The sequence below is a fragment of the Steroidobacter agaridevorans genome (assembly GCF_009932555.1).
In the GTDB taxonomy this organism is placed as follows: Bacteria; Pseudomonadota; Gammaproteobacteria; order Steroidobacterales; family Steroidobacteraceae; genus Steroidobacter; species Steroidobacter agaridevorans.
In genome coordinates this window covers 229,464-250,399 of the sequence record NZ_BLJO01000001.1, presented here as the reverse complement: position 1 = coordinate 250,399, position 20,936 = coordinate 229,464, and the positions used below count along the sequence as shown (strand labels likewise).

General features: G+C 62.4%; 20 protein-coding genes. 15 read left to right on the top strand and 5 right to left on the bottom strand.

The genetic code is table 11. The features are described from left to right. Nucleotides 1-220: 220 nt before the first annotated feature. Together GYH35_RS01135 and GYH35_RS01130 are read left to right on the top strand one after the other, a co-directional pair. Nucleotides 221-700, top strand: a complete 480-nt coding sequence (locus tag GYH35_RS01135; protein ID WP_161813989.1) for a DUF6644 family protein — start codon at nucleotides 221-223, stop codon at nucleotides 698-700. A 12-nt stretch (nucleotides 701-712) separates the two neighbouring features. Continuing rightward, nucleotides 713-1,207 carry a hypothetical protein gene (locus GYH35_RS01130; protein WP_161813990.1) on the top strand — a complete coding sequence of 165 codons (495 nt, stop codon included), beginning with the start codon at nucleotides 713-715 and terminating at the stop codon, nucleotides 1,205-1,207. Here GYH35_RS01130 and GYH35_RS01125 read toward each other — a convergent pair. Beyond that, nucleotides 1,139-2,152: a LysR family transcriptional regulator gene (locus tag GYH35_RS01125; protein ID WP_161813991.1), complete on the bottom strand. Its 1,014-nt coding sequence runs from the start codon at nucleotides 2,150-2,152 to the stop codon at nucleotides 1,139-1,141. The genes GYH35_RS01130 and GYH35_RS01125 overlap by 69 nt on opposite strands. 120 nt (nucleotides 2,153-2,272) lie before the next feature. Here GYH35_RS01125 and GYH35_RS01120 point away from each other — a divergent pair, with 120 nt between their 5' ends. The 5 genes from GYH35_RS01120 (at nucleotide 2,273) to GYH35_RS01100 (ending at nucleotide 6,349) form a co-directional block, all read left to right on the top strand. Beyond that, entirely contained in the window at nucleotides 2,273-2,842 is a 570-nt protein-coding gene (locus GYH35_RS01120) for an RNA polymerase sigma factor (protein WP_161813992.1), read from the top strand. Nucleotides 2,843-2,884: 42 nt separating this feature from the next. After that, nucleotides 2,885-3,604 carry a CoA transferase subunit A gene (locus GYH35_RS01115; protein WP_161813993.1) on the top strand — a complete coding sequence of 240 codons (720 nt, stop codon included), beginning with the start codon at nucleotides 2,885-2,887 and terminating at the stop codon, nucleotides 3,602-3,604. Then, nucleotides 3,601-4,248: a 3-oxoacid CoA-transferase subunit B gene (locus tag GYH35_RS01110; protein WP_161827451.1), complete on the top strand. Its 648-nt coding sequence runs from the start codon at nucleotides 3,601-3,603 to the stop codon at nucleotides 4,246-4,248. The genes GYH35_RS01115 and GYH35_RS01110 overlap by 4 nt, the downstream gene beginning before the upstream one ends. 79 nt (nucleotides 4,249-4,327) lie before the next feature. Then, nucleotides 4,328-5,068 carry an imm11 family protein gene (locus tag GYH35_RS01105; RefSeq protein ID WP_161827450.1) on the top strand — a complete coding sequence of 247 codons (741 nt, stop codon included), beginning with the start codon at nucleotides 4,328-4,330 and terminating at the stop codon, nucleotides 5,066-5,068. Nucleotides 5,069-5,350: 282 nt separating this feature from the next. Continuing rightward, a complete protein-coding gene (locus GYH35_RS01100) occupies nucleotides 5,351-6,349 on the top strand; it encodes a sugar phosphate nucleotidyltransferase (protein WP_161813996.1) in 999 nt (332 codons plus the stop codon). On the opposite strand, the gene GYH35_RS01095 is transcribed toward GYH35_RS01100, so the two are convergent. Then, nucleotides 6,312-8,846 carry a cation-translocating P-type ATPase gene (locus tag GYH35_RS01095; protein WP_161813997.1) on the bottom strand — a complete coding sequence of 845 codons (2,535 nt, stop codon included), beginning with the start codon at nucleotides 8,844-8,846 and terminating at the stop codon, nucleotides 6,312-6,314. The genes GYH35_RS01100 and GYH35_RS01095 overlap by 38 nt on opposite strands. A 163-nt stretch (nucleotides 8,847-9,009) precedes the next feature. Here GYH35_RS01095 and GYH35_RS01090 point away from each other — a divergent pair, with 163 nt between their 5' ends. Continuing rightward, a complete protein-coding gene (locus GYH35_RS01090) occupies nucleotides 9,010-9,726 on the top strand; it encodes a c-type cytochrome (RefSeq protein ID WP_161827449.1) in 717 nt (238 codons plus the stop codon). A 184-nt stretch (nucleotides 9,727-9,910) separates the two neighbouring features. Then, the gene (locus GYH35_RS01085) at nucleotides 9,911-10,477 is read left to right on the top strand and encodes a DUF2087 domain-containing protein (RefSeq protein WP_161813999.1); all 567 of its coding nucleotides are present in this window, start codon (nucleotides 9,911-9,913) and stop codon (nucleotides 10,475-10,477) included. Here GYH35_RS01085 and GYH35_RS01080 read toward each other — a convergent pair. Continuing rightward, entirely contained in the window at nucleotides 10,451-11,344 is an 894-nt protein-coding gene (locus tag GYH35_RS01080) for a LysR family transcriptional regulator (protein WP_161814000.1), read from the bottom strand. The two genes, GYH35_RS01085 and GYH35_RS01080, sit on opposite strands and share 27 nt — an antisense overlap. 103 nt (nucleotides 11,345-11,447) lie before the next feature. On the opposite strand from GYH35_RS01080, the gene GYH35_RS01075 reads away from it, so the two are divergent. The 4 genes from GYH35_RS01075 (at nucleotide 11,448) to GYH35_RS01060 (ending at nucleotide 14,651) form a co-directional block, all read left to right on the top strand. After that, a complete protein-coding gene (locus GYH35_RS01075) occupies nucleotides 11,448-12,308 on the top strand; it encodes an NmrA/HSCARG family protein (protein WP_161814001.1) in 861 nt (286 codons plus the stop codon). A 75-nt stretch (nucleotides 12,309-12,383) separates the two neighbouring features. Beyond that, nucleotides 12,384-13,370, top strand: coding sequence for a TraB/GumN family protein (locus tag GYH35_RS01070; RefSeq protein WP_161827448.1), 987 nt, complete (start codon nucleotides 12,384-12,386; stop codon nucleotides 13,368-13,370). A 79-nt stretch (nucleotides 13,371-13,449) separates the two neighbouring features. Next, entirely contained in the window at nucleotides 13,450-14,055 is a 606-nt protein-coding gene (locus GYH35_RS01065) for an RNA polymerase sigma factor (RefSeq protein ID WP_161814003.1), read from the top strand. After that, a complete protein-coding gene (locus GYH35_RS01060) occupies nucleotides 14,052-14,651 on the top strand; it encodes a cupin domain-containing protein (protein ID WP_161814004.1) in 600 nt (199 codons plus the stop codon). The genes GYH35_RS01065 and GYH35_RS01060 overlap by 4 nt, the downstream gene beginning before the upstream one ends. 38 nt (nucleotides 14,652-14,689) lie before the next feature. Here GYH35_RS01060 and GYH35_RS01055 read toward each other — a convergent pair whose 3' ends face one another. Together GYH35_RS01055 and GYH35_RS01050 are read right to left on the bottom strand one after the other, a co-directional pair. Next, nucleotides 14,690-15,943: a DUF2264 domain-containing protein gene (locus GYH35_RS01055; protein ID WP_161827954.1), complete on the bottom strand. Its 1,254-nt coding sequence runs from the start codon at nucleotides 15,941-15,943 to the stop codon at nucleotides 14,690-14,692. A gap of 36 nt (nucleotides 15,944-15,979) precedes the next feature. Next, on the bottom strand, nucleotides 15,980-16,906 hold the full coding sequence (locus GYH35_RS01050) for a DUF4861 family protein (RefSeq protein ID WP_161827447.1): 927 nt from the start codon (nucleotides 16,904-16,906) through the stop codon (nucleotides 15,980-15,982). A 98-nt stretch (nucleotides 16,907-17,004) separates the two neighbouring features. Between GYH35_RS01050 and GYH35_RS01045 the strand changes: the two genes are divergently transcribed. Next, nucleotides 17,005-17,745 carry a FadR/GntR family transcriptional regulator gene (locus GYH35_RS01045; protein WP_161814006.1) on the top strand — a complete coding sequence of 247 codons (741 nt, stop codon included), beginning with the start codon at nucleotides 17,005-17,007 and terminating at the stop codon, nucleotides 17,743-17,745. 221 nt (nucleotides 17,746-17,966) lie between these two features. Continuing rightward, a complete protein-coding gene (locus GYH35_RS01040; protein ID WP_161827446.1) occupies nucleotides 17,967-20,882 on the top strand; it encodes a TonB-dependent receptor in 2,916 nt (971 codons plus the stop codon). Nucleotides 20,883-20,936 lie beyond the last annotated feature (54 nt).

The window sequence follows — 20,936 nt, the reverse complement described above, 5'->3', positions numbered from 1 at the left end:
GGCGCGACGCCGAGCCACCGCCGCATCAAACGCCCTCTTCGGCGCGACGCCGAGCCACCGCCGCATCAAACGCCACTCTTTAGCGCGACGCCTACCCACAGGCATCACAAACGCACCCTTGCAAAGGAGCCAAACAGATTATTTTTTGTCCGCAGTAACCACCGAGCCCCGTTGATACCAGCGTATCGCAGCCAACAGCCGCCGCTGCGTCAGGAGCGCAATGATCAGCTTTCTCGAAACATTACAGAACTCCGAGTTCTCGCAATGGGTGCTGGTGTCGGTGTGGGGCTATCCCATTCTGCTGACCTTGCATTCCATCGGCCTCGCGCTCCTCGTGGGGTTGCTGATCATCATCGACCTGCGCGTGCTCGGCGTGCCTCGCATGTTGCCGTTCATGCCGTTCAACCGGCTGATGGCGCTGATCTGGGGCGCGTTCGCGGTCAATCTGAGCTCGGGGGTGGCGCTGTTCGTCGCCGATGGCGTCAAGTTCTTCAACAGCACCGCGTTCCGCTTCAAGTTCGCGAGCATCGTCATCGGCATCGTGATCGCCGTAATCATCAAGAACTCAGTCTTGAAGGACGCGCCGAGGCTGGACGCTGAGCAGGGCGCGGCCCCGATGAAAGCCAAGGCTTTCGCGGCCGTGTCGATTTTGATGTGGATCTCGGCGATCGGCTTCGGTCGCTATATGGCATACGAATAAGAGGCCAGCCTCATGATTGTCGACTTGCTGCGTTGGTTGGAAGGGTCGTGGTATGGGCAGGTCATGCGCGACGTGCCTTGGCTGTTTCCGACTTTTGAAGGCTTGCACTTCGTCGGGATGGCGCTGCTGTTCGGTTCGATCGCGTTGATCGACCTGCGCGTGCTGGGGCTCGCGAAAGGGCTGCCCATCGGTCCGCTGCATCGGCTGCTGCCGCTGGCGTTCGGCGGCTTTGCGTTGAATGTGATCACCGGCATCGGCTTCGTTGCGTCCGATCCCATGTCTTACTGGGTCGTGCCGGCGTTCCGCTTCAAGATGCTGCTGATCATCCTCGCCGGTTTGAATGCGATCTGGTTCTGGATCAGCGTGCTGCCGAAGGTGGAGGACTGGGGGGCGGGCGAGGATGCCTCGCCGCTGGCGAAGAAGATATCGATGGCGTCGTTACTTTTGTGGGTCGGCGTGATCACGGCGGGCCGCTTTATTGCGTTCGCCGGCACCGGCACGCTTTGAAGTCCTGCCCGTCGCTTGGGCCGCTGCGCGGGCCTGATCGCGCAGCGCCTTGTCCCACACGGGTTCGCCCGAGAAACGTTCGGTGATGAACTCGACGAACAGGCGAACCTTGAGCGCGCGCCGGTGGGTGGCCGGATAGATGGCAAGCAGGTCGAGCGGCGGGATGTGATATTCGTCGAGCACTCGCACGAGGTTGCCTCGCAGGAGATCTTCGCCGCACACGAGCGTCGGCAGGCAAGTGATGCCGCCGCCGCTGAGTGCGAAGTCTCTGAGCATGTGCACGGAGTTGGTCCGAATCGCGGCGGGCAGGACCAATGAAACTTCCTCCGGACCCTTGAACGTCCAGCGATCCCGCGTCGGGTAGGCCGAATACAAGCCGAGCCGAAAGCGCAGCAGATCGGGCGGAGTCAGCGGCACGCCCGCTCGCTGCAAATAAACAGGCGATGCACAGAACACGCGCTGCACGGGAAACAACGAGCGTTCGATCAGCGTCTCGGCGGCGGGTTTGAAGACCTGCAGGGCGACGTCGTAGCCCTTGTCGACCGGATTGACCGGCACGTCGCTCACCGTGATGTCGAGCTCGATCTGCGGATATTTGCTGCTGAAGTCCTTGAGCGCCGAGCCCAGGTGCCCGAGCGCGAAACCCGGCAGCACTTGAAGCCGTAACACGCCGGTCGGCGTCGTCTTCATGACGCGCATTCGTTCCAGCGCGGAATCGACGTGCGAGACCAGGTCGGCGCATTCCTCGAAGAAATTCGCGCCGGCTTCGGAGAGCGTGACCGCCCGGGTCGAGCGATGAAACAACGGCGACTGGATATAGGACTCCAGCTTCTTCACGCGGCTGGTGATAACCGAGGGCGTCACATTCAACTGGCGCGCGGCCTCCACGAAACTGTGGGTTTCGGCGACGCGCACGAACGCCTGAATACATTCGAACTTATCCATTGCCCGTCTCCGGCGCCAAGGCTGTATTCGTGGAACGCGAATAATCAGAGGTCAATTGCATCATAAACTAGAACAACAAAATGAGCACGGCGCGCAGGCGGCCGCACGGGGGACAGCCAAGTGAACAACTCATTCTTCGAACCGGTGGACGGGGCGGTCGAGGGGCGAACCCAGTCGCAGCGGCTGGTGCAGCTGGTCGACATGCATCGTGCGGCGCTCCTCAAATATGTGAATCGCATCCTCAACTGCGCCGAAGACGCGGAGGACGTCGTGCAGGAAACATGCGTGCGCCTGATGCGTGTTCGCGATCTGTGGCGTGGCGAGCGCGAAGTGCGCGCATTTCTTTTCAAGATCGCCACCAATCTCGCACGCGATGAACTGCGCCGTCGCAGGACCCGATGCCATGGAATGCATTTGCCGCACGACTCGCTGGATCTGGTCGGCGACGAGCAGCAGCCCGAGGAGCTCGTCGACCGCTGTATCGCGTTGGAAGTGATCTCCAGTGCGCTCTCATCGTTGCCGCCGCGATACCGTCAAGTGTTCTCGCTGCATGTGGACGAGGAAATGAGCTATCGGGCCATTGCGCGTCAGCTCGGCATCAGCACCAAGACCGTGGAGCGCGACATGAGCGGTGCTCAGGAGCTGTGCCAGGATCGCTTGTTGAAAGCGCGTCGCGCGGTCGCAGCCTGAAACTTTGTCTACGCAACGCCCGCTCACGCGTAGTACTGCCGTATGAGCAGAAAGGTCTATTCAGACGCCACCGCGGCACTCGAAGGAGTGTTGTTCGATGGCATGAGCATCATGTCGGGCGGTTTCGGGCTGTCCGGCAATCCAGAGAACTCCATCGCGGCGCTGGCGCGAGCGCCGGTGAAGAATCTCACGGTGATCTCGAACAACTGCGGCGCTGACGGCTTTGGGCTGTGGACGCTGCTCAACAACGGCCAGATCGCGAAGATGATCAGCTCGTACGTGGGCGAGAACCGGCTGTTCGAGCAGCTGTACCTCACGGGCAAGCTGCAGCTGGAGCTGAATCCTCAAGGCACGCTTGCCGAGCGCATTCGTGCTGGCGGTGCTGGCATCGCTGCGTTCTTCACGCGAACTGGCGTCGGCACTGTCGTCGCCGAGGGCAAGCCGGTGCAGGAGTTCGACGGCGAGCTGTACGTGATGGAGCGCGGACTGCGGGCCGATCTCGCCATCGTCAAGGCATGGAAGGGCGACACCGCCGGCAATCTGGTGTTTCGCAAGACTGCGCGAAATTTCAATGCCGTGATGGCCACCGCCGCGGCTGTCACCATCGCCGAAGTCGAACACCTGGTGCAGCCGGGTGAGATCGACGCCGACGCCATTCATACGCCGGGCATCTACGTCGATCGTATCTATCAAGGCGTCAACTACGAGAAGCGCATCGAGAAGCGAACCACTCGGCCGCGTGCGGAAGGAGTGAGCGCATGAGCTGGTCTCGTGAGCAGATGGCGCAACGTGCGGCGGCAGAGTTGCGCGACGGGTTCTATGTGAACCTGGGCATCGGTATTCCCACGCTGGTCGCGAACTGCATTCCGGACGGCGTGGATGTGACGCTCCAGAGCGAGAACGGCATGCTCGGCATGGGCCCCTTTCCGTTCGAGGGTGACGAAGACCCCGATCTGGTCAACGCGGGCAAGCAAACGATCACGCAGCTGCCCACGTCGAGCTTTTTCTCCAGCGCCGAGAGTTTCGCGATGATCCGCGGCGGTCACATCGACCTGGCGGTGCTCGGCGCCATGGAAGTGGCGTCGAATGGCGATCTGGCGAACTGGACCATCCCGGGCAAGATGGTCAAGGGCATGGGCGGGGCGATGGACCTGGCGGCCAACGTCAAGCGCATCGTCGTATTGATGGAGCATACGTCGAAGTCCGGCCAGCCGAAGATTCTCGAGCGTTGTACGCTGCCGCTGACCGGCGTTCGTTGCGTCGATCTGATCATTTCCGACCTCGGCGTCCTTCGCTGTGACAAGAAGGGCAGCGGCGCATTGACGCTCATCGAGCTCGCGCCCGGCGTGAGTGCGGACGAAGTGATCGCGAAGACCGGGGCGCCTGTAAAGATCGCACTCGGTTGATCTCGCTATGCGCAGGGCATCGGCCGCGCCGGTTGCTACAATAGGCTACCGCGGCGAGTGCGGGAGGCGAGAGCGAGAGATGAGTGAGCCAAGAATCCCGAGACTGCCGCCGGAGGCTTTGGAGTTGCTCGACGATCCGCAGTTAGCGGATCTGCGTCCTCGCCCGGCCAACTTGCCGAGGGCAGGCAAGACGCTCATGCCGAGCAATCCCGCGAAAGCAGGCGAGAGCCGCTTCGTGGTAATCCGCACAGACTTTGACTACGTGCAACCTTCGAACGTGGTTTGGGTCAATCAGCCCAACCCACCCGGCTGGCTCGGTCATGGCGCCGGCTTCGCGTCGCTTCGAGGTGGGCGGCCTCGTTTCACGGAAGATCAGCCGCGACCGGCTCAGGTGTCGGGCGGGTGGAACTACGCGAGCTGGATGATCGTCTCGCCCAGGTTTGCAGCGACGATTCGCCGGTTCGATCCCGATGTGATCGAGACGGTGGAGATCGATTGGGAGTTCGCCGATGGTCAGAAGCTCGAGGGATATGCGTTCCTCGATGTCACGCGGCTGCTGCATGCCTATGACTACCGACGATCGGTGGCGCACGTGAAGATCCATGAATCGGGACAGAAGTTCATCCACCTCGGCGCGCCAACAGCCCTGAAAGCCGATTTGCCGGCGAACGTGCACGTGTTTCGCGAGGCCTATTTTCGCGGCGATGTCTTCTGCTCGCGCGAACTCGCCAAAGCGTTGCTGGAAGCGGAACCGCATGGATTCTACTTCGCGGATCCCGCCAGCGGGCTAGTCAGCCTCTCCGAGCTCGGCCCGTCGTAAGACTCGGTCCATTCCCGGCCGGCGCGAGCTCGCCTCGATTGCCGTCAACGGCAAGTCTAGCCGGGACGGGTGGCGGCCACCGTTGCGAATCGAATAACAAATGTTATTCGGCGCGGAAAGAACACCGTCGCCGGACTTGGTTGAGCAATCATCAGAAGGACTTTGACCTCCGCTGTCTCCGTCTAACTACGTAGTTGTGCGGTGAGAGTCACAGCTGTTTCTGTAATATGAGAATGAGAGGCTAGCCGTCCAGTACACACAGCGGTCGGAGGAAATTGGGCCATGCCTCGCGAACAGCAACGTACGAAAATCTCATCGGAGACGGGCCATCGCTGGGCCCTGATCCTTGCGGGCGGAGAGGGCAGCCGGTTGCAGTCGCTCACGACGACGGCGTCCGGTATAGCGATACCCAAACAGTTCTGTTCGTTCGGCGGTGAAGCGTCGTTGCTGCACGATGCCCTGTGTCGGGCGCAAACCGTGGCGACGCCGGCGCACACCTGCGCCGTGGTGTCGGAACATCACCGGTTGTGGTGGCAGGCGATGGACCTGCGCATACCCGGCGCGAACGTGGTTCGTCAGCCGCACAATCGAGGCACAGCCATCGGCATCCTGTTGCCGTTATTGCAGATTCTTCACCGCGATCCGGACGCGAGCTTGCTGGTGCTGCCCTCGGATCACTTCGTGCGCGATGAGGCGGTGCTCGGCCGAAGCCTGCAAGCGGCGATGGACCAGATCCAGGATCAACCCGATCAGATCGTGATGCTGGGCATCTCACCCGAGGAAGCGGATCCGGAGCTCGGCTACATCGTCTCGGACTGCGACGAGACGGACGAATTGCGATCGGTCCGCGAGTTCGTAGAGAAACCCACTGCCGCCCTGGCGCATGCGCTGATCGCCCGCGGTGGCGTGTGGAACTCATTTATCTTCGCCGCCCAGGGCCGGACCCTGCTGCGCGCATTCGAGCAGCGCTGCCCCGAGCTTGCCGCGGAAATGCGGGAAATCGTCAGTGCGCCGAAGTCCCGGTCGCAGCAGGCTGATCTTGCCGATTTGTACGATCGCGCGCCGAGCCTGGATTTCTCGCGCGATATTTTGCAGCACTCGCCGGAAATGCTACGAGTGCTTACCGTGCCGTCTTGTGGCTGGAGCGATCTCGGAACGCCCCGACGCGTGACCGAGGCGTTGACTCGCTTCCCGCCGCGGCAGGCGCTCTCCCGACACGCCGGCCACGCGGCGTTCCTCGATCTCACTCAGCACCGGCCGGTCTCGTACGCTTCGGGCTGAAGCGTAGCCACCGGCCTGCCACGAGCACCAGCACGACGGTGGCGATGGCCACCGTCACGATCCATTCCCACTCGGGCGGCGTGAATCGAAACACCGCCGCCGCCGCCGGAATGTAGACGACGAGCGCAAGCGCGACGCACGCGACTGCCGCCATGACCCAGAAGAGGTTGTTGTGGCGTCTCGCAATCGTACGCACGTCGCCGCTGCGGGAGCGGCTGACAAAAATCAGCGCCACATTGGCAAACACCAGGCTGACGAACGCCAGGGCCCGTGCGTTCGAGTCGTCGAGCCACTGCAGGGCGATGCCGTACACACAAACGGTCCAGATCATCACGCAGGCGCCCAGGCCGATGCTTCGCTTCAGCATGTCGTAGGAAAACAGCGGCTCGTTGCGAGGACGGGGCGGGCGTCGCATGACATCGTCCGATTCCGGGTCGGCTTCGAACACGAAGGCGCACGCCGGATCGATCACGAACTCCAGGAACAGCACGTGCACCGGAAATAACAACAGCGGCCAGCCGAACAGCACCGGCAGCAGGCCCATGCCCGCGATCGGGATGTGCACCGAGACGATATAACTCATCGCATGGCGGATGTTCGTATAGATGCGCCGGCCCAGGCGCACGGCGGCAACCAGCGATTTGAAATCGTCGTTGACCAGCACGAGCGAGGCGGCTTCGCGGGCGACATCGGTGCCGCGGCCGCCCATCGCGACGCCGACGTGGGCGGCTTTCAGTGCCGGCGCGTCGTTCACTCCGTCGCCGGTCATCACCACTTCGTTGTCGTCGGCTTTGAAGGCCTGCACCAGCCGGAGTTTGTGCTCGGGCTTGGAGCGCGCATAAATGTTCACGTTGCGAGCGCGCTGTCGCAATGTTTCATCGTCCATGGCTGCGACTTGGGCGCCCGTCAGCACACCGGCGTCGACGTCGAAGCCCGCCTGCGTGCCGATCGCGACCGCCGTGCCGGGATGATCGCCCGTAATCATCACGACGCGGATGCCGGCTTGCTTGCACTCGGCGAGCGCGGGCGGCACATCGGTGCGCAGCGGATCGGCCAAACAAACGAAGCCCAGGAATTGCAGCTCGAAGCTTCTCGGCGTGTCGGGGAAAGCGGCGTTAGGTGTCGTGCCATGGGCAACGCCGAGGATGCGCAAGCCGCGCTGCGCGTTGGCATTGACGCGCTTCATGAGCTCGGCGCGCTGAGCAGATTCCAAACGACACAGCTCCATCACCGTTTCCGGCGCGCCCTTGACGGCGATATAGGATCGATCGGCGCCTGCGGGCTGCCAGACGTGAGTGACCGCGAGCAACTCGGGGGTGAGATCGTACTCGCGGATCAGTTCCATGCCTCGGAGTTGCTCCACTGCCGTCGCGGCGAAGGCTTGGGCGGCCGTGTGGATGGCTCGTTCCATCGGATCGAAAGGCGCGCGCTCGCTGGCGGCGAGGGCGATGCCCAGCACCTGCTGAGCGGCGTCGGTGAGCGATGCGCCAGGCTGCATGTCAGCGCGATCGGTGCGGGTTTCGATCGCCACCACTTGCATCCGGTTTTCGGTGAGCGTGCCGGTTTTGTCGACGGCAAGTATCGTCGCTGCACCGATGGACTCGAGTGCCGGCATGCGGCGAGTCAGCACACCGACGCGCGAGATGCGCCAGGCGCCCATCGCCAGGAACACAGTGAGCACGAGCGGAAACTCTTCGGGCAGTACGCTCATCGCGACCGTGATGCCCGCGAGCACACCGCCGAGCCAGTCGCTGCGGGAGAGGGCGTAGATCACTGCGATCGCAGCACACAGTATTAGCGCCGCGGTGGCGATCCATCGCACCAGTCGATGCACTTCGCCAAACAGTGCGGTCGTCTCGGGCTGCAGAGTCTTGAGCACACCGCCGATCTTTCCAATCTCGGTGCGAGCGCCGGTCGCAGTGACGCGGGCGGTGCCGAAGCCTTGTACTACGAGACTGCCGGAGTAGACGTGTCCATGCTCAGGGGAGTCGGACTTGGTCTTCTCGACCGGCAACGATTCGCCCGTGAGAATGGATTCGTCGACGCTGAGCGCCGTGGCTTCGAGCATCACGCCGTCGGCGGGGACGCGATCGCCTTCGCGTAACAACACGAGATCCCCCGCGACGACATCGCGGCCCGCGATGCGTTGCTCGACGCCATCGCGAATGACCAACGCGCGTGGACTGGATAGATCGCGAAGTTTGGTCAGGGCCCGCTCGGTGCGACGCTCCTGCAGAACCGTAATGCTGACGACCACGACGATGGATGCCGCGAGAATGATCGCCTCGCGAACATCGCCCAGCACGATGTAGACCGAGGCCGCTGCAATGAGCAGCAGAAACATCGGCTCGGTGAGCACCTCGCGGACGATGCCGACCAGGCTGCGCGGACCTTGGCCTGGCAACTCATTCGGACCGTCCGCATTCAACCGTCGTGCCGCCTCGGCGCTGCTCATCGACTCGAGCGCGTGCGGGCTGGCGTCAGTGGTGTCATTCATTCACACCTCGCTGGGGACGCGACGACAAGTTACTTTACCGCCGAGCCGGGTCACTCGGTGGGATCACGTAACTGTTACGGCGTTTCGCGCATGGTGGATGAGGCGCGAGCGCTCGACACTGTACTCGTCTTACGGCTGCAACGATTGAAGGAGCGCAGCGTCCGTGGCCACCGACTCCCGCATGCCCGTTCTACGACTTGTGGCCGCTTCGGCTTTGCTGGCCGCGTTGGTCGGCACTGCCTTCGCGTCGCCGGAGAGCGTCGATGAGAAAGTCCGCAATGCTCTGCAGCTCGATCAGAACACCGAGCGTGGCGCAGCCTTGTACGCAAATCACTGCGCCGAGTGTCACGGACAGCGAGCGCTCGGCAGCGCGAGCCGGGTGATTCCAGCGCTGGCCGGTCAACGGCGTGCGTATCTGGTCAAGCAATTGGCGGACTTCAGCGAATTGGAGCGCGCGAGCCGTCAGATGCATGTCGTGGTCGCCAAACCTGAGCTGGCCGATGAGCAGGCGTGGGCGGATCTGTCCGGATTCCTGAATTCTCTGCCGCGCGCGAGCTTTCCGCAGACCGGTGACGGTCGTGGCCTCGAACTCGGGGAGGCCATCTTTCAGGATCAATGCGCCTCGTGTCATCAAGAGGACGGTCGCGGCGACGATGACGGTTTCATTCCTTCGGTGCGCGACCAGCATTACTCCTACCTGGTGCGTCAGATGCGCACGATCGCTTCGTGGCACCGGCTGAACGTCGAGCCGGATCTGGTGAGATATCTCGACAGCCTGGATACCGAAGAGGCGACGGCGGTGGCCGACTATCTGTCGCGAATGCGCGGCCCGATCCAGGATCACGACCGCATGAACAGCGACGGGACGACCAATAACTGACGGTCGCGTTCGCGCCGCGATGCCGCTATCATGGCGCCACGGTCTGCAGTTCACCGAGGCGTCGCCGCCCCGTCCAGGGGAGCTAAACCTGCCCAATTCCCCATAGACACGCACTTATCCCGTGCCGTTGTCGAAAGCCGGCGACCATCGACGCTCTGAAGCAACGGCGCGAAAAGGATGAGTCATGTCCAGAGTCGCCTTGACCTTACAGATTCCCGACCTGTCGGGCTTCGCCAAATCCGTCCGTGAGCAGCTCGGCAAGCTCGCCGGGCCGCCCAGTCATGTCGAAATGCTCAACCTGCTGTGCCGTTCCGCCGGCTTCAGGAACTATCAGCATTGCAAGGGCGTGATGGAGGCTCAGCAACGTTTGCATCTGCCGCCACCGGCGGCGGCGCCGGTCGATTATTCGCTGGTCGAAAGAGCCGCGCGTCTGTTCGATGAACACGGCCGACTGCTGCGCTGGCCGACGCGACCGGCGCTTCAGGATCTTTGTTTGTGGGTGCTGTGGTCGCGCCTCGCGAGCCGCAAGACCTTCACCGAGAAACAGATCAGCGAGCTGATCAAGGGCTGGCACGTGTTCGGCGATCACGCACTGTTGCGGCGTGCGCTGATCGGCTGGCGCCTGGTTCAGCGCACGCAGGACGGCAGCGAGTATCGCCGCATCGAGCAGAAGCCGCCGGCAGAGCTGCGGCCGCTCATTGCTCGCTTGCCAGCGATGCCTCTGTTACAGCCCGCCGAGTCGCAGACGTGAGGCGAGGAAGTCGATGAACGACCGTATCTTCGCCGGTACGGATCCAGAGTCTTGCCACAGTCCATGGATGGGCACCGGCGTGGGTTCGAACGCTTCGAGGACGATGCGTACTTTGCCGGTGTCGACCAGCTCTTTGATCGGCCACAGCGGCGAATAGCCGAGCCCGAGGCCGTGGGTCACGGCCGCATAGATCGCCGACATGGTGTTCGATCGAAAGGCGCCTTGAACCACGACGCTGTGCGGCTTGCCATCGACATTGAAGCGCCACAGACCGGGACGCGAGTCCACGGTCCTGACGACGCAGGAATGCCGTGCGAGATCGGAGGGATGTTGTGGGATGCCATGGCGCTCGAGATAACTCGGCGCCGCGAACACCACTCGGCGCAACGCGCCCAAGCGTCGCGCTCGCAGGCTCGAATCGGGCAGATCGCCGATACGGATTGCGACATCGAGCTTGTTGGCAGCGAGATCGACAAAAGCATCGGACAGATCGAGATCGACGCGCACTTGCGGGTGCTGGGACATGAAGTCGGCGAGGATGGGCACGAGATAGCTCGGTCCAAACAGCACTGGCGCGGTGATGCGCAACTCACCCGCGGGCTCGGCAATGCCGCGCGCGGCGGCAAGTTTCGCTTCGTTGAGTCCGGCGATGGCAGGTTTCACTCGCTCATAAAAATCCAAACCCGCTTCGCTCGCCGATGAGCCGCGCGTCGTGCGCTGAAGGAGTTCGATGCCGACGTCCTCTTCCAGCGCGGCCAGCGAGCGGCTGACCGATTGCAGGGAACGCTGCAGGCTCGCGGCCGCGGCAGTCAGGCTGCCGTTCTCTACGATGGCTATGAATGCTTCGAAATCTTCGATCCGGCTCATCGGTCTCTCGCAAATCGACAGGCAGCCTCACGCCGCCGGGCGATTGTTGGGGGTGGGCGGGAAATCTACTCTGGGTTTCCACCACAACCAAATGGAGACATGCATGTCGGAGAGTCCGATCGTCCTCGTCATCGGTGCGACGGGAAAATTTGCGCGCCTGGTCGTCCCAGAGTTGCGCCGTCGCGGCGCAGTGGTTCGAGCGCTCGTCAGAGACCAGAGCAGGGCAGAGGTTGCTCGCGCCGCCGGTGTGGAGCAGGTCGCTATCGGCGACCTGCGGGATCCCGCCAGCCTGGATCGTGCGTTGTCGGGAGTGACCGGCGTGTTTCACATCGGCCCGGTGTTCGCGGCCGACGAGGCGGAGATGGGCGTGGCTTTGGTCAAGGCGGCCGAGCGCGCCGGCGTCGAGAAATTCGTGTTCTCGTCGGTGAATCAGCCAACCAACATGGAATTGAAACATCACGCCTCCAAGGTGCCGGTCGAGAGCGCGCTCTACAACTCGCGCTTGCGGTACACCATCCTGCAACCGGCGAACTTCATGCAGAACATCGGGCTCGCCTGGTCTGCGATCGTCTCGAATCGCGCGTTTGCCGAGCCATTTCCTGCGGACGCGCGGATCGCGCGTGTCGATTATCGGGATGTCGCCGAAGCGGCGGCGATCGCTTTGACGGAGTCGCGGCTGGATTTTGCAACCCTGCATCTGAGCGCTGGAATGTTCGATCGTCGTGAGATCGCGGCGATGATCTCGGCCGAGCTCGGTGTGCCGATCGAGGCGGGGGAGCTGGGCTTCGACGAATGGGTGGCTGTGGCGCGACCGCCGTACGGCGAGGAGCAATTGCAATTACTCGCGACGGTTTACGACCACTACGCTCGCTACGGTCTCGGTGGCAACAGCATAGCGCTATCGGCGGTTTTGCAGCGAGAGCCGCGCTCGATGAGAGCGTACATCCGGGAGTGCGCCGCTTAGAGGCTCAGCCGCAGGAGTGTGGAGGGAATCACAGGTGGTTTATCATCTGCGCAGGGATGGCTGGATAGATTCTGAATGCGCACCAAGAGACGGATCGCAAGCGCCGGCGTGGGCTCGGTCGTGTTTGCCTGGCTGCTGCAAGCGGCGCTGTTCGATGCATGTGCATCGGAGGCGGAGGTCGACGCACGTACTCCCGTAGGAGTGCCGGAAGAAGTGCTGGTGCTGGGCGAGCAGCCGGGCCCGGGGCTTTGGAAAGTATCGAAGGGCTCGCATACGTTATGGATTCTGGGAACGTATGTGCCGACGCCCCGGGGCATGGTGTGGCGATCGAAGCAGGTGGAAGCGGTGATCGCGGCGTCGGACGAAGTGCTCGGTCCCTATTCAGCTTCCTTGCGAGTGAAGGATCAAAAGGCTTATCAGTCGCGGCGAGGCCAGCTGAAAGACGTTCTGCCGCGCAAGGTGTATGCACGGTGGCGAACGCTGCGAGACAAGTACATCGGCGAGGATCCGGAAACTGAGAAGCTGTTGCCCACCGCAGCAGCATTGCTGTTGCGGTCACGAGCCTTCGAGGGCATCGGCCTCAGCTACGCCGACGATGTGTGGCGCCGGATCTATGCAGTCGCAGGCGCCAATGCTGTTCCCATTCGGGGCCTGCAATATGAGATGGGGCCGGTGACGCCGGACAAAAACAGCTCGCGACGCTCGCGCGAAAACAGCGTCAGATATCTGGTCGAAACCATGGACCGGCTCGAGACCGACATGACCCAGGCGCGAGCCCGCGCCAATGCCTGGGCGACGGGCGACATGGCGGAGTTGCAAACATTGGTGGACGCGGATGCGTCCTACGCCCAGTCGCTGGCCTATAGCTGGCCCTTCCTCGGTCAGGAGCAAGTCGAGCAATTGCAGCTGGAGGCGGAAAACAAGCTGCTCAGCGCGCTCGAGCGGGCGTTGAATCGCAATGAAACGACGCTGGTGGTGCTGCCGATTCACGTCGTCTCGCGGGGCAAAGGCGTCGTCGCGGGCTTGCGCGCGGCCGGCTATGGCGTCGAAGATCCGCGCTGAATGAGAGACGCATGTTCCTGGACATAATTCGACAGCGCCGGGGCTTGCATCGTGCCAGGCGAGTCGGCAGGATTTCGCGGTGAGCGCCGTCGCAGCCAATCAAAACATGAGTGCCAGTACGCTGACCCTGGGTGAGTTGCTGTACGCCGATCCGGCGATTGCCTGTGTCTCCGAAAAGGAGTGGTTCGCGCTGGTGCGCGCGATCGCGGCAGGCAATGAAAGTGCTCTGCGGATATTGCTCGATAAGTCGTATGCGGTGATGTTTACCTTTCTCATGCGGATGACCGGCGACCGCCGTACCACCGAAGAGGTGATTCTCGAAGTCTTTCAGAACGTCTGGTGCGAGGCCCCGGTATTCGATGCCGTCGAAGGGCCGGTGCTTGGCTGGATCATGAGGCAAGCGCGGGCCCGCGCGCTAACGCGCCCGGCCGGCGCGCCGTCGATGCAGAGCGCTGCCGAGTCCGCCGTCGAGCTGTCGCGCGATGTTTCCGACCTGGTGACCACGGCGTTGACCCGCCTGGATGAAGCGGAACGCTCGGTCATCGAAGCCGCCTTGCTGAATGGCCTGTCCTACGAGGAGGTGGCCCGGCAGTCCGGCCGGAGTGTTGGCGCCGTCAAGAAACAGATTCGCTCGGGACTGGCGAAGCTGCAGCAGGCGCTGCAAGCGCGAGGTAACGAGGCATGAGTTCGTTCGACGCCAAGACCCGTTGCGAACGCGCCGACTTCGTCGCGCCCTATGCACTCTCGACATTGGAGCGTGGCGAGGCCCAAGCGATGCAGGCACATCTGCCTGCGTGCGCCGAATGTCAGCGCGAGTTCGAGGCGCTCGCGCCGGTGACGGACGCGCTAAGCGCATTGCGCACTCAGAGTCTGCCGCCGCCAGTGGCGCTCTGGGAGCGACTGCTGGGGCGGATCGACAAACAAAGTCCTCGAAGCAACGCGCCTTCGATGGCAGCAGCGCCCGCCAGTGTAACTGCCTGGCCCGAGGCCGAATGGCGCAACGTCGCGCCTGGAATTTCGTGCAAGCTGCTGTCGACCGATCCGGAACGGGATTGCGTCACGATGTTCGTGCGGCTCGCCCCCGACACTTCCTATCCTCCGCATCGACATAGGGGTGTGGAGGAGTTGTACCTGTTGGAAGGCGAGTTGTGGATCGAGGACAGAAAGCTCCTGCCCGGCGACTTCAATTACGCGAAGCCCGGCACTGCGGACCAACGCGTCTGGAGTCAGACAGGCTGCATGTGCCTGCTCATCACCTCGCCGTCTGACCAATTGGGCTGATCGACACCGATCGGGCCAGATGAGATTCCGTCCGCGGTTCAGTAGGAAATATAGTTGTCCATTGGAAAATCCTGCCCCGAATAGGCCCGCTGCATGGTCCACGCGACCGGCTCGGCGGTCCAATAGCTGTCGCTCGCGGGCAGGCCGAGAGCGATCAAACTCTCCGACGTAATGTACATGCTGCCGCCATTGGAATAGAGGTTGGCGAGCGTGGGCTGGTGCCGGGTGAAGCCCAAGGTCAGAAATCCGTTCGAATCGAAGTTGCTGGGATCAGCAAACATTCGGCGTTGCGCCGCGACGCTTGCGGCACGCGCTTGACCTTCCGGCAACTGCTCCGGCAATTGCTTGCGCCACGCGAGCAGACCGAGCGGCTGATGGACCGCGGTCCGGTACGTCAGCGAGCGGCCGAGCGGAGCAATCTCGCCATTCGGCCCGATCATGCGTTCCAATTGTTCCGCCAGGCGCTGCATTCGCTTGAGTTGCAGAGCCAGGAGCTCTTTGGTTTGCAGCGATGAGTGCATCGGCGCGCCCGTCGCCACCAGCACGTCGAGAATCTGCGTCAGCATCGGATGGATGACGAAGCTGTTGTAATAATCGAGATGGAAGCGTTCGCCGTCCGCGTACCAGCCGTCGCCGACATACCATTCGGCAAACTTGCGAATCGCCAGGTCGACTCGGATGGGATCCCATTGGGCGCCGACAGAGAGCAGGAACACCTCGTTCATCGCCGCGAACAGGAGCCAATTGGTGTAGGGCGGGCTCACTCGGCGCAGCGACTGAATGTGCTCGACGATCCGTTGTTTGGTTTTCGGGTCGAGCGGCTTCCACAATGCATCCGGCGCACGCAATAGGGCGCTGGTGAAGTAGGCGGAGTCGACCAGCGGCTGACCTTCGGCATTCCAGAGCAGGTAATCCGGACTTTTCGAATCCACGCTGTGCACATAGCTCTCGAGCGCCTGTTGCCGGAGTTTGCTGCGCAATCGGCCTTCCGGGGTTGCATCGTCGGGCAGGCTGAGCCAGGGCGCGATGCCGTCCATCAGACGGCCGAATGCTTCCAGATACGCCACCTTCGCGTTGCGGCCATCCCACGTCGGACTCAACTCGGGAGCCCACTCTCGTTGCAAACGTCCGCGCGACATCCGCTCGAGCACCGGACTCGCCATGCGCTCGAGCAAGCTCATCATGTAGGCGCGGTCGTCGGCGCCCGTTGCAGGTCGAACGAGGGGAGCGGCGCTGTCAGCGGCGGAGGCCGCTGTGGCGGTGACAACTGCGCCGGAGGTCAGCGCCAGCATGAAATCACGTCGTCTCAGGTTCGAATCGGTCAAGGCTCATCTCCCCGTGAAATCCAGTTGTTCGTTGGCTGCGTATCGATCCCAGGCCGCGCGCTCACGAAAGCCGCCGTTGCCTTTATTCCAGGCCGATCCGGAGTAGTAGACGAACGGCTGGTCCGGCGTGACCTTCACGAACACCAGATGATTGTCGGCATCCTGGCCGACATCGATGATCGTTCTGGGATCGACCCGGATCGCGACCGCCATCCGCCCATGCGTGCCGTCCTCCGGCCCCCACCAGGACAACAGCCCTCGTGAACGATCTATCGTCAGTTCTCCATTGCCACCGGTGGTGCGTTTGCCAATGCCGATGCCGACGGTCAATGGCTCGGGCTTGTCGGATGAGATGGTTGAAACCAGCCGCGTGAAATGCGAGCCAAGCGGCAGGGTGAAGCGGCGCGTCTCCCACACCTTGCGATCCACGCTCACCGGCCACGGCGCATAGTCCACTTCGAAGTCTGCGAGCTTGCCGCCAGAGCTCAGGATTCGGTGACGTATGAAGTTACGGGACGTCCAGAGTTTGTTGTCGTACCAGATGCCCAGGCCGCCTGCGCCGCGGCTGGTGCCGACATTGTAAAAATCGAGGCCTTCGCCATGGTACGCGTGCTGGTCGCCCGTGCGCAGTTGCCGATCTGCGAACGGCCACGCAACGTTCTTGCCCCAGGAATCGATGCCGGAACCGGAGGGCGGCTCGGCGGCCTCGAGCGCATGACCGTAGATTCGATGCGCCGTCAGGTCATTTTCCCAGAGCAGATCGTCATAGCGATAATCCGCCAGCACTGCGACGGCCAGCGCTTCGCGAGTGGGCGGGGGCGCCAACGGCTTTTCGACAGCGGGGAGAGCTACGTCGGGCAAAGTCTGTGCGTGGACGATTCCCGCGCAACAAAGCAGGGCGAATAGCGCAGTATCGAGCTTACGTAGCATGCGGCTCGTTCCGGTCGGCTGGTGTGCCATGATAACTTGTATGATAACCCGGTGGCCAAAGTTGTACGATAACTGCGGATCTGCTGCAAGGTAACCCGATGTCGAAAGCTCCCTCACTGGCAGATGCGCTGTTCGCGAAGCTCGAAGCGCGCATCGTTTCGGGCGAAATGCCGGCAGGTTCGCGTTTCCCTTCGCAAAAGGAGATCGCCGAATCGGAGCAGGTCAGCCGCACCGTGGTTCGCGAAGCGGTCGCACGCCTGGGAGCGCAAGGCTTTGCAGTCGCCAGGCGGGGCTCCGGCGTGTACGTGCCAGAAACGGTGCAGTACCGGGCTTTCCAGGTCACCCCCGAAGAGTTGAGCGAGCTTTCGGACGTGGTGAAGTTGCTGGAGATGCGCCTGGCCATCGAGACCGAAATGGCGGCACTCGCGGCAGCGAGACGCACGCTGGCCGACGTGAGCGCAATGCGCCTGGCGCTGCGAAAGATTGCCGAGCTTCGCGACGATCCGGCTGCGGCGGCAAAGGCCGATGCGGCATTTCACATGACGATCGCGCACGCAACCCAGAACCACTATTACGTGCGCCTGATGGAGTTTCTTGGGGTGCGATTGGTGCCGCCGCGCAGCCTGGCTCTGCGCGACCAGCCGGCGCGGGCGTATCAAAAATATGCGGAGAAAGTGCATGCGGAGCACGAAGCGATAGTCGAAGCGATCGTTCGCATGGACCCGGCGCGCGCGAGGGCCGCGGCGCGTCGTCACATGCAGGAAAGTCTCACGCGTCACACGGCAGTCAGCGATCACCTCGATGTAGAGAAAGTCGCGCCTGTAACCAGCAAGAAATAATCGCGCGAACCCGGATCCGGCCGGGTGAAATCAAACACGCTTTGCGCCCTGCCAAGCCGCCGTCCGGCTCGCTTGCGGCCAATATCGCCGCAAAACAAATAAGTACGATAAAACACAGGAGTCGTATTGACTCAGACAAATAGATCTCCTAAGTTGTACTACAACTAGCCTGCGAACGAATAGGCATGCGGCGCCAGCCGCCAACTGATGGGGGAAACGAGATGAGAAGTAAGCTGCTAGCTTCAGCCGTTTCTACGGCATTGATCGCAATGGGAAGCGCGGATGCGATCGCGCAGTCGGCCGAGCCGGGCGCCGATGCGAAGCCTGCCGATACGACAACTCAGTCCGGGGCGGCCCAGCTCGAAGAAGTTGTCGTCACCGGCTTCCGCAGCAGTCTCGAGAAAGGCATCGAGCTCAAGCGCGAAGCGGTCGGTGTGCGCGATTCGATCGTCGCCGAGGACATCGGCAAGTTCCCCGAACAAAACGTCGCCGAGTCGCTGCAACGCATTCCCGGTGTGTTCCTCACGCGCGATGGCGCGAGCAACGAGGGTCAGCGAGTCAGCATTCGCGGCCTCGGGCCCCAGTATTCGCTGACTACGATCAACGGCGCACCCGCTCATACGACCTCATCGCAGAACGTCGGCTCCTCGACTCGCGACTTCAACTTCGACGTGTTTCCATCGGAGCTGTTCGGACGAGTCGACGTGTACAAGAGCCCGTTGGCTCATCTTGCCGAAGGCGGCATCGCCGGCGTCGTCGATCTGCAAACCCCGCGTCCGTTCGATGTGAACGGTCAGCAGATCCGATATGCGGCGTCGACGAACTACAACGACCAGTCCGAAGACTGGGGCCCGCGCGGTTCGTTCCTCGTCAGCGACACCTGGGGCAATTTTGGCGCGCTACTCGGCGTCGCCTATGCGAACAACGTCAACGAGCGCTCGGGTTTCCAATCGACGGGCGGTTACAACTCCTCTGCGCTCGGCTCGCGGCCGTACTACCCGCCGGCGCCCGCGCCAAATACGACGGGCCCGTTCCAATTCGAGCTGGATCTCAATAATCCGAGGGCCAACTTCGGCCAGTACACGCGGGAGCAGGTCGCAAACGCGTACATGCCGCGCTTCTATCGCGTGTTTACATCGAGCAACGAACGCGAGCGCATCGGTACGGTGGCCTCGCTGCAGTTCCAGACCGATCGCCTCGAGGTGAGCCTCGACGGCATCTACTCGCAACTGGAGGATGCTCCCGACGAATTTACGATGGGTGTCGCCGTACGCAACTCACGCACTGCGCCTGGATCCACGGCCGCCCCGGGCACCGGCAACAATTCGGGCCTGATCCCGCTCGATGTGCGCATCGACCAATACAACAATCTGTACGGCACGTTCGGCAACACCAGCTTCATTGGCGAGAGCTTCTATCGCAACTCGAAGACCAAGTTCACGTACGGCATTCTGCGTGGCGTTTACACGGTCAATGACCGCATGAGCCTGTCCGCCTCGGTGAACGCGAGCGAGAGCAATGCCTGGTACTCCGAGAATCGCATCGTCGCCAACCTGTTCGGCGTCGATTCGAGGTTCGATCCGAGCTCGAACGTTTCTTATCCGACGATCTCGACGCCGGTGGATCTCACCGATCCCGACGTGTTCACCGCGCCGACGCTGGGCTTTGCGTTGAACCGTGAGATCGATCGCGAGAACACCGGGCAGATCCAGTTCGATTGGGACATGGGCGAGTTTGCCGGCATCCACTGGTCGAGCCTGGTCGGCGCAAACCGGATCTCCACGACCAAGAGAATCCAGCGCCAGGATGGCAGCAGCATCGCCCGCTCGCGCGAGCTGCCCGGTGGCGGCACGTTCAATACGATCGACGTCTATTCCTACATGAATCCGTACATCCAGTACGGACGCCTGGAAAACGGCGGCAACCCGGGATATCTCTCGCAGTTCGCCACGTTCCCGCGTTCGTTCATCATGGATTTCCTGGGCGCGAACAGTGCGAACAGAGCTGCACCCGTGGCGCTGAACGCGGCCTTCGAGGCTCAGGAAGTCGTTACCGCCGGCTACATCGAGATCAATGGCGACACCAGCATCGCGGGCCATGGGCTGCGCGGCAACATCGGCGTTCGTTACGCAGACACCGAAACAAACATCGACAACTACAAGGCCGTGGGTGGCGGCCAGTTCGCGCCGCAGGAGCTCGAGGGTGGCTACGACAACGTGCTGCCGTCGATGAGCCTGGCGTTCGACATCACGCCCGATCTGATCCTGCGAGCTTCCGCTGGTAAGACGCTCACGCGAGCGGCGCTCACGCAGATTGCCAGCGGCACGAACGTACCGAACATCTTCAACGGCGACATCACCGTCGGCAATTCGAATCTGAAGCCGCAGATCTCGACCTCCATCGATGGCAGTCTCGAGTGGTATTTCTCGGAGGGCGGATTGCTGAGCTTCGCCACGTTCGACAAGACCCTGAAAGACAACGCGGTGGCCGTGACGGATCTGGTCACGTTGGGGTCGACGGGCTTGCCCGACAGCGCCTTCAATGCCGTGTCGCTGGGCTTTCCGGATGGCAATATTCCGGACGATTTCCTGCTGCGCCGGACGACCTTCACCAATCAGGGCGAGATCAAGCTGAACGGCATGGAGTTCGCCTATCAGCAGACCTTCAACTTCCTGCCGGCGCCTTTCGATGGCTTGGGCGCGATGGCCAGCTACACGATGATCGAGACCGACGGCAACACGTTCATCACGACAGCAGGCCGTCGTATCGAAGTGCCGCTGGTGCCCGAAGATTCGTACAGCGTGACCGGCTATTACGAGAAGGGTCCGGTCGGAGTGCGAGCTACGTACACGTATCGCACCGAAGCGGGCACCTCCAACGCCAACACGGGCGCCAACATCAACAACGGCAACGACCAGATTCCCTATCTCTCGCCGCTGGGCTACCTGGATGCCAGCGTAAGTTACAAGCTGACCGATGCCATCGAGCTGCGCCTCGATGCGCTGAACCTGACCAACGAGAACACCTACATCTATTACAAGGATCCGGAGGGTCCGAGTGGTAACGGGGAGTCACGTCGCGACAACTCGTTCTACAACGGTCGAACGCTTTCGTTCGGTGTCCGCGGGCAATTCTGACCGCATGCGCGGGCGTTCGCCCCTGGCTACCCCCTGGAACGTCCGCGCATTTCT